Source organism: Streptomyces sp. NPDC110618 (assembly GCF_055657065.1).
The window spans coordinates 31,038-45,878 of the sequence record NZ_JBVKBN010000017.1; the positions used below are offsets into that span (position 1 = coordinate 31,038).

The 14,841-nt window shown below is 72.4% G+C and carries 14 protein-coding genes; 7 read left to right on the forward strand and 7 right to left on the reverse strand.

Features of this window, described 5'->3' with window-relative positions; all coding sequences use genetic code 11:
• On the forward strand, positions 1-2,817 hold the full coding sequence (locus ACZ7L7_RS26325) for an NHLP bacteriocin export ABC transporter permease/ATPase subunit (RefSeq protein ID WP_453602284.1): 2,817 nt from the start codon (positions 1-3) through the stop codon (positions 2,815-2,817).
• Positions 2,818-2,881: 64 nt separating this feature from the next.
• Here the strand turns inward: ACZ7L7_RS26325 and ACZ7L7_RS26330 are convergent, their stop codons facing one another.
• The gene (locus ACZ7L7_RS26330) at positions 2,882-3,409 is read right to left on the reverse strand and encodes an SRPBCC family protein (protein WP_285512059.1); all 528 of its coding nucleotides are present in this window, start codon (positions 3,407-3,409) and stop codon (positions 2,882-2,884) included.
• Positions 3,410-3,415: 6 nt separating this feature from the next.
• Positions 3,416-3,760 (reverse strand): ArsR/SmtB family transcription factor, encoded by a 345-nt coding sequence (locus ACZ7L7_RS26335; RefSeq protein ID WP_285512058.1) that lies wholly within the window; start codon positions 3,758-3,760, stop codon positions 3,416-3,418.
• A gap of 173 nt (positions 3,761-3,933) precedes the next feature.
• Here ACZ7L7_RS26335 and ACZ7L7_RS26340 point away from each other — a divergent pair, with 173 nt between their 5' ends.
• The 3 genes from ACZ7L7_RS26340 to ACZ7L7_RS26350 all read left to right on the forward strand — a co-directional run bounded on the left by ACZ7L7_RS26340 (position 3,934) and on the right by ACZ7L7_RS26350 (position 7,542).
• Positions 3,934-5,433 (forward strand): MFS transporter, encoded by a 1,500-nt coding sequence (locus tag ACZ7L7_RS26340; protein ID WP_453602289.1) that lies wholly within the window; start codon positions 3,934-3,936, stop codon positions 5,431-5,433.
• A gap of 155 nt (positions 5,434-5,588) precedes the next feature.
• Positions 5,589-6,596, forward strand: a complete 1,008-nt coding sequence (locus ACZ7L7_RS26345; RefSeq protein ID WP_453602292.1) for a Ppx/GppA family phosphatase — start codon at positions 5,589-5,591, stop codon at positions 6,594-6,596.
• Positions 6,597-6,741: 145 nt separating this feature from the next.
• Positions 6,742-7,542 carry a VOC family protein gene (locus ACZ7L7_RS26350; protein WP_472077432.1) on the forward strand — a complete coding sequence of 267 codons (801 nt, stop codon included), beginning with the start codon at positions 6,742-6,744 and terminating at the stop codon, positions 7,540-7,542.
• A gap of 158 nt (positions 7,543-7,700) precedes the next feature.
• Here ACZ7L7_RS26350 and ACZ7L7_RS26355 read toward each other — a convergent pair whose 3' ends face one another.
• Entirely contained in the window at positions 7,701-8,135 is a 435-nt protein-coding gene (locus tag ACZ7L7_RS26355) for a subtilase-type protease inhibitor (RefSeq protein ID WP_472077434.1), read from the reverse strand.
• Positions 8,136-8,507: 372 nt separating this feature from the next.
• On the opposite strand from ACZ7L7_RS26355, the gene ACZ7L7_RS26360 reads away from it, so the two are divergent.
• The 3 genes from ACZ7L7_RS26360 to ACZ7L7_RS26370 all read left to right on the forward strand — a co-directional run bounded on the left by ACZ7L7_RS26360 (position 8,508) and on the right by ACZ7L7_RS26370 (position 11,526).
• The gene (locus tag ACZ7L7_RS26360; RefSeq protein WP_472077436.1) at positions 8,508-9,203 is read left to right on the forward strand and encodes an alpha/beta fold hydrolase; all 696 of its coding nucleotides are present in this window, start codon (positions 8,508-8,510) and stop codon (positions 9,201-9,203) included.
• Positions 9,204-9,283: 80 nt separating this feature from the next.
• Complete coding sequence (locus tag ACZ7L7_RS26365) at positions 9,284-10,453, forward strand: lactate 2-monooxygenase (protein WP_285512053.1); 1,170 nt, start codon at positions 9,284-9,286, stop codon at positions 10,451-10,453.
• Positions 10,450-11,526, forward strand: a complete 1,077-nt coding sequence (locus ACZ7L7_RS26370; protein WP_471593091.1) for a 2-hydroxyacid dehydrogenase — start codon at positions 10,450-10,452, stop codon at positions 11,524-11,526. The genes ACZ7L7_RS26365 and ACZ7L7_RS26370 overlap by 4 nt, the downstream gene beginning before the upstream one ends.
• Here ACZ7L7_RS26370 and ACZ7L7_RS26375 read toward each other — a convergent pair.
• The 4 genes from ACZ7L7_RS26375 to ACZ7L7_RS26390 all read right to left on the reverse strand — a co-directional run bounded on the left by ACZ7L7_RS26375 (position 11,420) and on the right by ACZ7L7_RS26390 (position 14,697).
• Positions 11,420-12,997, reverse strand: coding sequence for an RICIN domain-containing protein (locus ACZ7L7_RS26375; RefSeq protein WP_453602303.1), 1,578 nt, complete (start codon positions 12,995-12,997; stop codon positions 11,420-11,422). The genes ACZ7L7_RS26370 and ACZ7L7_RS26375 overlap by 107 nt on opposite strands.
• A 650-nt stretch (positions 12,998-13,647) precedes the next feature.
• Complete coding sequence (locus tag ACZ7L7_RS26380) at positions 13,648-14,061, reverse strand: hypothetical protein (protein ID WP_472077438.1); 414 nt, start codon at positions 14,059-14,061, stop codon at positions 13,648-13,650.
• Positions 14,062-14,070: 9 nt separating this feature from the next.
• Complete coding sequence (locus ACZ7L7_RS26385) at positions 14,071-14,448, reverse strand: toxin Doc (protein WP_285512049.1); 378 nt, start codon at positions 14,446-14,448, stop codon at positions 14,071-14,073.
• A gap of 3 nt (positions 14,449-14,451) precedes the next feature.
• Positions 14,452-14,697 (reverse strand): hypothetical protein, encoded by a 246-nt coding sequence (locus ACZ7L7_RS26390; protein WP_453602309.1) that lies wholly within the window; start codon positions 14,695-14,697, stop codon positions 14,452-14,454.
• Between the last annotated feature and the right edge of the window lie 144 nt (positions 14,698-14,841).

Sequence of the window (14,841 nt, forward strand, 5' to 3'; positions counted from 1 at the left end):
ATGACGTCCGTGCACGAGGGCGACCTGGTCCTGAACGCGCTCGGCGCGCTGGGCGGCCGGATCGACTGCGCCGGGTTCAACCGCCTGGACCTCGAAGGCCCGCAGGTACTGTGGCTGGTGGTGTCCGGCGCGGTGGACCTGTTCGCGGTGGACGCCGAACAGCAGGGCCACTGGCACCACTTGGGGCGCCTGGAGGCGGGCTCGCTGCTGCTCGGGCCGGTCGCGGGAGCGCGGCACACCCTGGTCGCGCGCCCGCTCAGGGACTGCGTGGTGCACCGCGTCGCCCTGCGCGAGCTGTACCGGGCCGCGCCCACCGAGACCTGGTCGTACGACGCCTACGGCAACCCGCAGTACGTGCCGCCGCAGGCCGGGCCGCTGGAGTACGCCCTCGCCCTCGGCGTGGGCCGCAGTCTGTCGATCCTGTTCCAGGCGCCGATGGCCGGTGAGCGGGCCGCGCAGATCACCGACGACGACGTGTTCTGGATGCAGGTGCCGCCCGGCAGCGTCCAGTACGGCTCGCTGTACGGCCAGGAGGCCGCCGCCGACCTGCTGATCGACCCGGCGCTGTGGCAGAGCATGGTGGACCAGCAATACCGCCTGCTGACCACGCTCGACCGCTGGATCGAGCAACTGGAGCGCACCCACGAGTCGCGCACCGCCGAGGGCATCAGGGCCGGTGAGGCGGTGCGCGCCCAGGCCGACAGGACCCTGCTGGCGTCCATCGGCAAGCGGTCGGGACCGCGCACGACGGCCGCCGACGCGGACGCCACCTACGCCGCCTGCGAACTGGTCGCCCGGGCCGCCGGGATCACCCTGGCCGACCCCGCGCGCACCGGCACCGAGAGCGACCGGCTCGACCCGGTGGAGCGGGTGGCCCTCGCCTCCCGCGTCCGCACCCGCGCGGTACGGCTTCAGGGCCGCTGGTGGCGGGACGACATCGGCCCGCTGGTGGGCCGGCGCGCCCTGTCGGGGGCGCCGGTCGCCCTGCTGTGGCGGCGCGGCGGCTATGTCGCCGTGCATCCGGCGACCGGCCGGGAGACCCCGGTGGAGAAGGCGAACGCGGAGGAGTTCGAGCCGCGCGCGGTGATGCTCTACCGGCCGCTGCCCGACCGGGCGCTCGGCCCGCTCGGCCTGCTCCGGTTCACCCTGCGCGGCACCTCACGCGATCTGCTGAACCTGCTGCTCAGCGGTCTGGTCACGGTGGCAATCGGGGCACTGGTGCCGCTCGCGACGGGCAAGGTGCTCGGCGAGTTCGTACCGCGGGCGCAGACCGGCCTCATCGCGCAGGTGTGTCTGGCGGTGATGGTCAGCGGTGTGGTGGCGGCGGCGTTCCTGCTGCTGCAGAACCTGACCGTCCTGCGGCTGGAGGGCCGGATCGAGGCGACCCTCCAACCCGCCGTCTGGGACCGGCTGTTGCGGCTGCCGACGAAGTTCTTCACCGAGCGTTCCACGGGTGAGCTGGCGAGCGCGGCGATGGGCATCAGCGCGATCCGCAGACTGCTGGCAGGGGTCGGCCCCACGGTCGCCCAGTCGGTGACGGTCGGCGCGATGAACCTGGGACTGCTGCTGTGGTTCAGCGTGCCGATGGCGCTCGTGGCGATCGCTGTGCTGGTCGTCGTCACGGCGGTGTTCCTGGGGCTCGGGATGTGGCAGGTGCGCTGGCAGCGGCGGCTCGTGGTGCTGAGCAACAAGCTGAACAACCAGGCGTTCCAGACCCTGCGCGGGCTGCCCAAGCTGCGGGTGGCGGCGGCGGAGAACTACGCGTACGCCGCCTGGGCCGCGCAGTTCGCGCGCAGCCGGGAGCTGCAGCAGAAGGTGGGCCGGATCAAGAACCTCAGCGCGGTGCTGGGGGCGATCTACCTGCCGCTGTGCACCTTGCTGATGTTCATGCTGCTGGCGGGCCCGGCGCGCGGTTCGATGTCGGCGGCGGCCTTCCTGGCCTTCAACACCTCGGTGACGATGCTGCTGACCTCCGTCACGCAGCTCACCGGCGCGTTCGTGTCGGTGGTGGCCGCGCTGCCGCTGTTCGAGGAGATCAAGCCGGTGCTGGAGGCGGCCCCGGAGGTGCGCTCGGCGAGCACCCGCCCGGGTCCGCTCACCGGGGCGATCGAGGCCCGTCGGCTGTCGTTCCGCTACTCCGACGACGGTCCACTGGTCCTGGACGACGTGTCCTTCGCGGTCCGGCCGGGCGAGTTCGTGGCGATCGTCGGCCCGAGCGGCTGCGGCAAGTCGACCCTGCTGCGCCTGCTGATCGGCTTCGACAAGCCGGTCTCCGGCAGCGTGCTCTACGACGGCCAGGACCTCGCGGCGCTGGACCGGTCGGCGGTGCGCCGCCAGTGCGGGGTGGTCCTGCAGCACGCGCAGCCGTTCACCGGATCCATCCTCGATGTCATCTGCGGCACCGAGCCGTACACGCCGGAGGAGGCGATGGCGGCGGCCGAACTGGCGGGGCTGGCCGAGGACATCAAGCGCATGCCGATGGGCCTGCACACCATCGTCTCGGGCGGCGGCGCGATCTCCGGCGGGCAGCGCCAGCGGCTGATGATCGCGCAGGCGCTGATCCGGCGCCCGCGGATCCTGTTCTTCGACGAGGCGACGAGCGCGCTGGACAACGAGACACAGCGGACGGTCATCGAGAGCACCAAGTCCCTGAACGCCACCCGGATCGTCATCGCCCACCGGCTGTCGACCGTCCTGGACGCCGACCGCGTGATCGTGATGGAGGACGGCAAAGTGGCCCAGGAAGGCCCGCCCGCGCAACTGCTCGCCGACACGGGCGGACGGCTGCACGAGCTGGTACGGCGTCAGATGGCGTGAGCGTCAGGCAGGTCCCGGTGCGGGCGCGCCGTCGAGGACGAGAGCCCGGCGACACCCGAACCGGTCAGTCCTGTCCCGGCACAGGGGCACCGGAGGGGACGCCCGCGTCGACGTACGCCCGGTAGATCTCCTTCCAGGGCGCCTCGGCCCCGGCGTGCGGCCCTTCGAAGCGCTCGCCGCGGGCCTTGGCGTCGAGGGCGGCCAGGCAGAGCTCCCAGCCGGCGCCGTTGCGGGCGGCCGTGTTCTCGGCGACGAGGACGTTGGTGAGGGTGAAGCGGGTGCGGTCGCCGTCCAGCGGCTCCAGGTCGAAGTGCACTTCGTCGCCGCCCCAGTCGAAGGACAGGTGCCGGGGCGCGTCCACGGCGATGACGCGGCCGGTGGAGTCCGCCATGTTCGGGTCACCGCTGAAGGTGATGGTGCCTCCCGGGCGCAGGTCGATCTCGGCGCGGGAGGGGAACCACTGGGCGAGTTCGTCGGCGTCGGTCACGAACCGCCAGACGCGCGCGACGGGATGGTCGTAGGTGCGGGTGAAGCGGACGGCCGGACGGCCGTCGTCCAGGGTCACGAAGGTGCCGGTGCGTTCGACGGGCATGGTGGCTCATTCCTCGGGGGTGGGGGGTGCGGGTTCGTCCGACGTCTCGTCGAGGCGGCGTCCCAGGGCGTCGAGGCGCTCGTTCCAGAGCCTGCGGTACGGGGCCAGCCAGGCGTCGAGCGCGGCGATCGGGGCGGGGTCGAGGCCGTAGACCCGGCGCTGGGCGTCCTGTCGTACCCGGACCAGGCCCGCTTCCCGGAGCACCTTCAGGTGCTTCGACGTACTCGGCTGGCTCAGCCCGCACGCCTCCACGATCTCCCCGACCGAGCGGGGCCGCTGAAGGAGCAGCGCGACGATGGCCCGCCGGTGCGGATCGGCGAGGGCGGTCCAGAGCTCGGGGACATCGGACATGACTCCAATATGCCTCGCGGGTTATATGCCAGTCAAGGAATATGCGCTCGCCATGCGAGATCGCCTTAGCGAAACGTTGCCGTTTCGCTCGGGGTGTTCTAGCCTCCTCATGTGAACGAAACCGTTTCGTTCACCGTGGCTCTGCCTTCGCGCGACTTCCCGGAGTTGAACCGATGCCCCACAAGACCGTCACCGACAGCGCCCCCGGCGCCGTAGAGTCGCCGCCGGCGGCCTCCCCGAAGCGGTGGTGGATCCTCGCGATCGTCGCCGTCGCCCAGCTCATGGTGGTGCTGGACGCCACCATCGTGAACATCGCCCTGCCCTCGGCCCAGGCCGACCTCGGCTTCTCCGACGGCAACCGGCAGTGGATCGTCACCGCGTACGCGCTGGCGTTCGCCTCCCTGCTGCTGCTCGGCGGGCGGATCGCCGACCTGTTCGGCCGCAAGCCCGCCTTCCTGATCGGTGTCGCGGGCTTCGCCGCGGCCTCCGCCCTCGGCGGCGCCGCCACCAGCTTCGAGATGCTCGTCGTCGCCCGCGCCCTCCAGGGCGTCTTCGGCGCCCTGCTCGCGCCCGCCGCGCTCTCGCTGCTCAACACCACGTTCACCGACGCCCGCGAGCGCGCCACGGCCTTCAGCGTCTACGGCGCCATCGCCGGCGCGGGCGGCGCCGTCGGCCTGCTGCTCGGCGGTGTGCTGACCGACGCGCTGGACTGGCGCTGGACGCTGTACGTGAACGTGCCGATCGCGCTGGTCGCCCTGGCCGGCGGCTGGATGCTGCTGTCCAACCACCGCGACGCCGCGAACTCCAAGCTCGACGTGCCGGGCACGATCCTGGTCGCGGCCGGTCTGTTCTCGGTCGTCTACGGCTTCTCCAACGCCGAGTCCCACGACTGGGGCTCCCCGCTCACCTGGGGCTTCCTGCTCGCGGGCGGGGTGCTGCTGGCGGTGTTCGCCTGGTGGCAGACCCGCGCCGCGCACCCGCTGCTGCCGCTGCGCATCCTGCTCGACCGCAACCGCGCGGCCTCCTTCCTCACGGTGCTGATCACCGGTGCGGGCATGTTCGGCGTGTTCCTGTTCCTCACCTACTACCTCCAGCTCAACCTGGGCTTCAGCCCGACGAAGACCGGTGTCGCCTTCCTGCCGATGGTCGGCGCGCTGATGGTGATGGCCCAGCTCGGCACCACGGTCCTGGTACCGCGGCTCGGACCCAAGGTCGTCCTGCCGCTGGGCTTCGCCGTCGCCACCGCGGGCATGGCCTGGCTGACCGGGATCGGCGTCGGCTCGGACTACCTGACCTCCGTGCTGCCGCAGCTGATCGTCATCGGCGTCGGCCTCGGCATGGTGATGCCGCCCGCGATGCAGCTCGCCACCGGTGGAGTGGCCGCCGAGGACGCCGGAGTGGCCTCCGCGACCGTCAACGCCATGCAGCAGGTGGGCGGCTCGATCGGCACCGCGCTGCTGAGCACCCTCGCCGCGAGCGCCGCGACCGACTACCTGGCCGGCCAGGACGCCACCAGCCCGGTGGTGCAGGCGCAGGCGTCGATCGAGAGCTACACCACCGCCTTCTGGTGGTCGGCCGGTCTGTTCGCCGCGGGCGCGGTGATCTCCTTCCTGCTCTTCCGGCGCGGGGTGGCGGAGCAGGACGCCGAGGCGGCGCCCGTCGTCCACATGTGACCGTCCCGGTCCACCAGGACCACCCGGGGAGCCGCGCAGGGGCCGCCGTCCGCAGGGGACGGCGGCCCCTGTCCCGTGTCCGGACGGCGGCCGAATCCATGCGCATGCGAAGCGCTCTCTGTTCGACACGCCGGGAATGGGGTACCCACGAGGCCATGCGAATCAGCGTGGTGGATGTGGGTTCGAACACGGTTCGCCTGGTGGTGGCGGACGCCCAGGGCGGGGTGCCGCTTCCGGTGCACACCGCCAAGTGGCGCCTGCGGCTGTCCGCATACGTCCGTCCGGGGGAGCCGATTCCGCAGGAGGCCGTCGACCGGCTGGTGCACGCGGTCGAGGACGCGAGCCGTACGGCGGCCCGCTGGCACGCCTCCGATCCGCCGGCCTTCGCCACGGCCGTGGTGCGCTCCGCCCCGAACCGGGCGGAGGTGCTGCGCGCGGTGCGCACCCGGACCGGGGTGGATCTGTGCACCCTGCCCGGCGAGGTGGAGGCCGAGCTGACCTTCCTCGGGGCGCGGCGGTGGATGGGCTGGCGGGCCGGGCCGCTCGCGCTGCTGGACATCGGCGGCGGCTCGCTGGAGGTGGCCTTCGGACGCGGCCGGCTGCCGGACTTCGCGGCGTCGCTGCCGCTGGGCGCCGGACGGCTGACCCATGAGTTCTTCGGCGACACCGATCCGCCCGACCCCGAGCAGATCAGGGCGCTGCGCCGCAAGGTGCGCCACCAGCTGCGGGACGCGGCGGCGCGGATCCGCTGGGAGGGGCCGCGTACGGCGGTGGCGACCTCGCGTACGTTCCAGCAGCTCGGCCGCCTGTGCGGGGCCGCGCCGGGCCGGAACGGCCCGTTCGTGGACCGCGTGCTGTCCCGCCGCGATCTGCGCGAGGCGGCCGAACGGCTGGCCCGGCTGCCCGCCGCCGAGCGCGCGCTGCTGCCCGGTATCTCCGCCCCGCGCGCCGCGCAGAGCCTGGCCGGGGCGCTGGTGGCGCACACGACGATGAAGCTCACGGGTCTGCGCGCCCTCACCGTCTGCCCCTGGGCCATCCGCGAGGGCATCCTCCTGCGCCATATCGAGGACGGCGCGTCATGGTGGAACCGGGTCGCCCACCTGGACGAGTCGGCGCCGCCGCCGGAGCCGGTACCGCTGCGGCTGGCGGGCGCCCGCGGCTGAGGCGAGGTGATCGGGCACGGGCGCCGATGAGTTTCGGGGGCCGTCCGGGTCTGTCCTTCGAGAGGCCGTCCGGCCGCTCGGCCCGACGCGCGCGTATGGCGGGCCGGTGCCAGGCTGACGGCACGGAACAGTGAAGGGAAGCCTCATGATCACCACGGAACCCGCCCCCGGCGTGCCCTGTTGGCTCGACCTCGGCGCACCCGACGTACCCGCCGCCGCTGCCTTCTACGCCACCGTGTTCGGCTGGCAGTACGAGGCCATGGAGGGCGGCGGCGAGGACATGGAAGGCGGGATGTTCCGCCGGGACGGCAAGGTCGTCGCGGGGCTCGGCAAGCTCACCGAGGAGGGCGCCCGTTCGGCCTGGATGATCTACTACAACGTCGCCGACGCGGACGCCGCCACCCAGGCGGTCGAGAAGGCGGGCGGCACGGTGCGGGTGGCGCCCGTGGACCTCGGCGAGTGGGGCCGGATGGCCCAGTTCACCGACCCGCAGGGCGGGCAGTTCGCGGCCTGGCAGCCCGGCTCGGACTCCGGGGTGGAGCTGGTGGACGCACCGGGTTCGCTGTCGTGGACGGAGCTGTACACCACCGACGCCGACGCGGCGAAGGCGTTCTACGCCGATGTGTTCGGCTGGTCCTACAGCGACATGGCACTGCCGGGCGGGGGCGGGGCGTACTCGCTGATCACCCCCGCGGGGCTGCCTCAGGAGCGGATGCAGGGCGGCATCATGGCCCTGCCCGCGGAGGCCCTCGGCCTCAACGGTGGGAAGCCGTACTGGCATCCGGTCTTCGACGTGGAGGACTGCGACGCCGCGGTCGCCCGGGTCACGGAGAACGGCGGCTCGGTGCAGATGGGCCCGGACGACGCCGAGGACGTCGGCCGGCTCGCCGTGTGCGTGGACCCGGCGGGCGCGGACTTCGTTGTGCTCAAGCCCGTCCAGCGCTGAACGCGCCGGTACGGGCGCCTGCTTCGAGGTGCCGGCCGGGCGGCCCCACTCCGCCCGGCCGGCCCCCTGTTCGAGATCACCGGTCCCGCGACAGGACTCGCACTCCCCAGCTGCGGGCCGCTGCACGTGTTCACGGAAGACCGTGCGATCCCGGTCCCTCAGAACGCGAAGACGCTCGCGCCGAGGGCGTTCTTGATGCACTCGTTGGAGTAGGTCCGCTCGTAGGAGACCCGCTGGCCGCGCCAGACGCCGTTGACCGTGACGACGACGGGGTTGTACTCCCGGGTGCACAGGACGTTGTCGCCGCTCGCGAGAGCGTCGAAGTCGCCTTGGGCCGCGCGCAGGTCGGCACAGGCCTCGGCGGGTGCCGGGTGGGTGCCGGAGGGCGTGGGCGCGCAGGAGAGGGTGACAGCGCGCTCGGGGGCTGCGAGCGCCGAGCTCTCGCCGTGCGCCACGGTGAGTACCAGTGCCGACGGGGCGTAGAGCGAGGCGGGCGCGTTGCCGGGGGCCGCGGGGGCGGCCGAGGCGAGGGGGCCGCAGACGGCGGTGGCCGTCAGGCCGAAGGTCGCTGCCCAGCGCGCGGTGGTCCGCATTGTGTGCATCCTTCCGCTCGGTTCGGGGGTGTGCCGGAGCCCGCCCGATCGGGCCGGAACCGGCGAGCGCGAGTCTGCCGAGTCCGCCGCCGGAACACACATCGACCCCATACGTTTCGGTAACCTTGCGTATTGAATCAGTGGCGTGAAGTAACGGAATTCGAACGTTCCAACCCCTTGAGCACGCCATTCTTGATCGCCCGAAGCAGCCAAGTGGCTTAAATCAATACGTTCATTAATCGGCCTGAAACATTCCGATTCTGCTCGCGAACGACTACCCGGTTGCCCCATTTGTTCATCGGGGCGTCACGTCGACCCCGAACTCCGCGCCTCCGGAGGGCCGTTGTCAGACCCCTCGGTTACGTTGCGGGCATGACTTCCTTCGTACTGGTGGCGGGTGCCTGGCTCGGGGCGTGGGCCTGGGACGACGTGGTGGACGGGCTGCGGGCCGACGGGCACGCGGCGCATCCGCTGACGTTGTCGGGGCTCGCGGAGAAGCGAGGCGCCCACGCGGGGCCGGGGACCCATGTGCGGGACATCGTCGACGAGGTCGAACGGCTGGGGCTGCGGGATGTCGTGCTCGTGGGGCACAGCTATGCCGGGGTGCCGGTGGGGCAGGCCGCGGAGCGGATCGGGGACCGGCTGCGTCACGTCGTGCTCGTGGACGCCAACGTCCCCGTCGACGGCGAGTCGTTCCTGGACGGGTGGCCCAGCGACCCCGTGCGGGAGGCGATCGCCGCGCACGACGGGGTGTGGCCGCCTCCGGACCCGTCCGAGTTCGCGGGCCAGGGCCTGACGGATGAGCAGGTGGCGCGCCTGCTCGTCGATGCCACCCCGCACCCCGGCACCACGCTCGTGGAACCGGTGGTCCTGTCCCGCCCGCTGGGCGAGTTGCCCGGTACGTACGTCAAGTGCCTGCTGGACGGCGAGGAGCCGTGGGGTGCGGCGGCCGAACTGCTCAAGAGCCCGCGGTGGAACCTGGTCGAGCTCGACACCGGGCACTGGCCGATGTTCTCCTGGCCCCGGGAACTCGCCCGGATCCTGGGGGCGTCGGCAGGAGAGGCCTGACCGGCCGTCCCACCCCTCCCTACTGGTCGGTATGGTCTGCGTACTGCGCGTTCTCAACGACGAGAGGCGGGACGGTCGGCATGGCCAAGCACTGGGCGGATTTCCAGTACGAGATCTACCTCAACGGGATGACGGGGGCCGTGCCCCGGCTGCCCACCGACCTGACGCGGCTGGAGGAGATGGCCGAGCGGCGGCTCGGGCCGGGGCCGGTCGGTTACGTGGCGGGGAGCGCCGGGGACGGCAGCACCGCGCACGCCAACCGGGCCGCCCTGAAGCGGCACCGGATCGTGCCGCGCATGCTGCGGGACGTGCACGAGCGGGATCTGTCGGTCGAGGTGCTGGGCCGCTCGCTGCCCGCGCCCCTCGCGCTCGCCCCGGTGGGCGTGCTGTCGATCATGCACCCGGACGCCGAGTCCGCCGCGGCACGCGCCGCCGCCGCGCAGGGCGTGCCCTTCGTGCTGTCCTCCGCCTCCAGCACCCCCATGGAGCAGGTCGCCGAGGCGATGGGCGACGCCGAGCGCTGGTTCCAGCTGTACTGGCCCAAGGACCCCGAGGTCGCGCTCAGTTTCCTGAACCGGGCGAAGGCGGCCGGGTACACCGCGCTCGTGGTCACCCTGGACACACCGCTGCTGGCGTGGCGGCCCCGTGATCTGGACCAGGCGTACCTGCCGTTCCTGCACGGGGTCGGCACCGCCAACTACTTCACCGACCCGGCGTTCCAGGCGGGCCTGGCCAAGCCGGTGCACGAGGACCCGAACGCGGCGGTGATGCACTTCGTGGGCATGTTCGCCGACCCGGGAAAGACCTGGCCGGACCTCGCGTTCCTGCGCGAGCACTGGGACGGGCCGATCGTGCTCAAGGGCATCCTGCACCCCGACGACGCCCGGGCCGCCGTCGACGCCGGCATGGACGGGGTCGTCGTCTCCAACCACGGCGGACGCCAGGTCGCCGGTTCGGTCGCGGCGGCGGACGCGCTGCCCGGCGTGGTGCGGGCGGTCGGCGACCGGCTCACCGTCCTCTTCGACAGCGGCATCCGCACCGGCGACGACATCGCCAAGGCACTCGCGCTCGGCGCCCGGGCGGTTCTCGTCGGCCGCCCCTACGTCTACGGCCTCGGCCTGGACGGCCGGCAGGGCGTGGAGCACGTGATCCGCTGCCTGCTGGCCGAACTCGACCTCACCCTCGCCCTGTCGGGCCACGCCGGCCCGGCATCGCTCGGCCCCGCCGACCTGACAAAGGCCCCCGCGTGACCGCCGACTCCCGCAGCGTCCTCGCCGTCATAGCGCCGCACGTCGGCGGTCGGGCCGCCGGAGCGGCACTGGCGACGCTGTTCCCCGCCGACGCGCGCGTCACCGTCGTGGAGGCGGCGGACGAGGACCCGGACGCGCTGCGCTCCGCGCACGCGATCATCACCGCCCTCGCCCCCGTCACCGCCGAACACCTCGCCGCCGCACCGGAGCTGGCACTGGTGCAGTGTGCGAGTCATGGGTTCGACTACGTCGACACCGTCGCCGCGCGCGAGCGCGGTGTGCGGGTGTGCACCATCGGCTCCAGCGGCGCCGAGGCGCAGAACGTCGCGGAGCAGACCTTCGCGCTGATGCTCGCGCTCGCCAAGCAGCTGGTTGCTGCGCACACCGCGCTCGTCGAGGCCGACTGGGCGCTGCCCCGGCTGCGGAGTTCACTGACGGAGCTGTCCGGCAAGACGCTCGGCATCGTGGGCCTGGGGGCGATCGGCCAGGAGGTCGCCCGGCGCGCGGTCGCCTTCGACATGACGGTCGTCTACGCCGGACGCAACCAGGTCTCCCCCGAGACGGAGGCCCGGTTCGGTGCCCGTCGGCTCCCGCTGGAGGACCTGCTGCGCACGGCCGACTACGTCACCCTGCACGCCCCGCTCACCGAGGACACCCGGCACCTGCTGAACGCGGAGCGGCTGGCGCTGCTGAAGCCGACGGCGTTCGTGGTGAACACTGCGCGGGGCGCCCTGATCGACCAGGACGCCCTGGCAGACGCGCTGGAGAAGGGCGCCTTGGCCGGGGCGGGAATCGACGTCTTCGACCCCGAACCGCCCACCCCGGCCCTGCGGTTGCTGCGCGCCCCGAACGTGGTGCTGTCCCCGCACGCGGGCGGCGTCACCCGCGAGACCCTGGTCCGTATCGCGCTCGCCGCAGTGGCGAACGTGACCTCCTACCTGGAGGGCGGCACCCCGAGGGACGTCGTCAACCAGTCCGGGGCGACGGCGCGGCGACCGACAGCGACCCCGGCTTCTGAGATCTGCCTAAATCGCCCAGCCAGCGCTGTCCGTCGGAGCCGTCGCGGGCCTTGACTACGATGTCGGCGCCCGCGTCACCGGTGGTGGAGGCGAGGGCGAGCTGTTCGTCCCAGCGGGGCAGCAACTCGCCCCGCACGCTGAGGTCGTAGCGCACATCGCCGGCACGTTTGCCGTCGTCGTCGGCGCACTCGCCGAGGACGACGACACCGGCGTCCACCCGTGAGTCCAGGCACAGGTCACGGTCGGCGGCACTGCGCAGCAGCCCGTCCTCCTCGTACGACCACTGCTGGGTGCGGGCCGTCGAGCAGGTGGCGAGTTCGACCGCGGCGCCGGGCTCCGGCTCGTCGCGGATGTCCAGGCACAGGTCTGCCCCGTCGTTGCGCAGCCGGGTCTGCCGGGGCGGGACGGGCAGCTGGGCCTGGTCAGGAGGCGCGGACGACACCCCCGGGGTCTCACTACCCGTGTCGCCGCTGGTCGCCGAGGGTGCCGGGGCCGTGCCGTCGTCGGCCCAGAGAGTGGCGGCGAGCACGGAGGCGATCAGCCCGACGGAGGCTATGCCGACGCCGGTGCGCAGCACCCGGGCCGGGCGCGGCGCGTGCGGCACGCGGCGCAGTTGCGGGGGCACCCGGGACAGCAGGCCCCGGCGTCCGCCGCCGTGCCGGGCCCGGCCCCGGGGGCGGGTGCCCGGCCGCTCGCGGCCCGGCCGGGAGTCGTAGTAGCGGCCGCCGCCCCAGCCGAGTACCGCCTCGGCCAGCAGCATGCCCAAATTGCCCTCGAAATGGCTCAGTTGTTCGGCGGCGGAACGGCAGTATCGGCACTGGGAGAGATGCTGCTCGACATCCGGGAGCAGGGCCCCGCCACGGCGAATGGGGACGTCGAGGAGCCGGTTGTAGAAGCGGCAATCCTTGGTCGGAGCGAGTTCGCGATGTGCCAGTACACAACCTTCGCGGAATTTTTCACGCGCCTGTTCGAGTGCGGCGGTCGCGGTGTCGGTATCCATGCCGAGCAGTCCGGCGGGGACGGTTATCGGTTCCGCCTCGACCTCGGTGTGCCAGAGCAGACACCGGGCGAGTCCGGGAAGACCGTTGAATGAACGACCGGCGAGCTTCCGGTTTTCCGGAGTCATGGACTTCGCGGTGCGCATACCGCGCCCTCCGGCCGGTTTCCCCAGCTCCGGCAGAACGGCCGATATCCGTTCCTCCGCCGCCCATACCCGGACCGTGTCGCGGACCGCGACCAGCAGGAAGGGGCGCAGCGCCGACGCCGGTTCGCCGAGCGCCAGCCGGTCGAGTACCTGGTGGAAGGCGGCGGCGGTGACCATGGCGGCGAGGTCGGCCCGGGAGGCGAGGCAGATCGCGGCGTATTCCTGGGCGGGGCGCCAGTGGCGGGCCATGAGCAGGGCGACGGTGGTGGTTGTCTCGCCGTCGGACCGGCCTCTGAGCCGGGCCGCGAGAGCGTCGTCCGATTCCTCGTGGACACCCGCGGGCGGGGGGTATGGGGGGCGAGGGGGGTGGGGGGTGGGCACTGAGCGGATTCCTTCCCACGCGCGGAGAACAGCGCGGGGAGTGAAATTCACCCTCTCCCATCCGAAGCCGATCCCCCATCGGTCCGAATGCGACCCGGCTTTTACCCCCCGCACGGGCACTTAACCCTCGCACATCACACTCACGCCCAACAAGGCACTCGGGCAACATCAGCACCTTTGAAACTAAGTCAGAATCGACGGCAACTCGCGTCACCGGCACCGACTTTCGGCTTTGCCCTGCGCCCCGTGTGAAACACACACCCGCACCGGTCCACGACGCACGCTCCCGGCCCGGACCCGCGCGCGATGAACTGGTACCGGCCCCTCGGAAGGCCACGCGCAGGACGGCGGCTCTCCCGCGCGAACGGGCCGCCGACCCCGATCTCCCGCCCTCGGTCGGCGGCCCCGAGGGGGAGACACCGGGCCGGCGGCCCCGAGGGGGACACCCGGCTTCAGCCGATCGCACGGGCACACGAGGCTTCAGCCCGTCCCAAAGGGAACGCCCACCTTCAGCCGGCCCCGAAAGGGGACACCAGGCTCCAGCCCACCCCGAAGCACACCCACCTTCAGCCGACCCCGAAGGGGGCACCCGGCTTCAGCCGCCCCAAGGGGAATGCCCGCCTTGAGTCGTCCGAAGGGAACCCCCGGCTTCAGCGTTCTCGCACCGCGGCGGCATCGACCCCCACCGCCCGCAGCTTCCCGGCCAGCAGTTCCATCTCGGGCAGCGTCCCCGCGTACTCGCCGTCCAGCACGCGCCACGCCTCGGCCTTGGCGCCCGCCGGGTCGAGTCCTGCCTCGGCCCGTAGGACCCGCATGATCCGGACGCGCCCGGCCAGCCCCGCGTCACTCACCCGCAGCCGGGCCGGACCGTGCGCGGCGAGCAGGTGCTCGCGCCGCTCCCCCGGCAGGTCCCCGCCGCACTCGGCGAGCGCGAACCCGCAGCCGGGGCACGCCGACTCGACGTCCCACCGCAGCCGTCCGGCCACCAGCGCCTGGACGCCGGCGCACTCCAGCTCCGCCCCGCAGTCCGGGCAGGGCGCCGGCCAGGTGACCGACTCCCGCACGGGCGCCGCTCAGATCTGCCAGGACCGCAGGCGGTCAGCGGCGCCGTAGATGTCCGTCTTGCCGTCGATCAGGTCGCGGACGAGGTCGACGAGGGCACCGTAGGGGGGATCGATGCCGACTCCGCTGACGAACATGTAGGCCACGGCGGTGGCACAGGCGAAGCGGGCGTTGGCGGAAGGCAGCGGCTTGAGCAGGGCCAGGGTGTGCAGCAGCGCCGCCGCCCGCCAGGCGGCGTCGGAGTTCACACCGAGCCGCGGCGGGTCGACGCGGTGCCGGGCTACCGCGGCGACCAGCGCCGAGAAGTCGTTGATCGTCGGCTGGTCCGGCAGGACCTCTTCGTGCCGCTGGAGCAGCCAGGGCACGTCGATATGGATGACGGGTGCCATCGCTCAGGCGGCCCGCCCCTCGTCCTTGGCGGGTGGTTCGTCGTCCGGGAAGGCGGCCGCGAATTCGTCGGCGTGCGAGGAGAAGAACTGGCGGAACGCCGCGGCGCCTTCCTGCAGCGCCCGGTGCCGGGCGATGTCCGCCGCCGCGGCCTCCCGTACGAGCGCCTTCATCGATGTGCCGCGTTCCTTGGCGATCTGCCTGAGGTCCTCAAGTTCGCGGTCGCTGAACTCCACATTGAGAGCTGGCATGACCTCACGGTACCGCGCGGGTACTTAACCGTAAATACACCCAGGTCAGAACAGGTGTGCAACGGTACCTGCGGAACCAATGCGGGCACGACTCGATGAGACCTGGGTCACATTGCCCCCTGTTCCTGTCACAAACGGACCTCC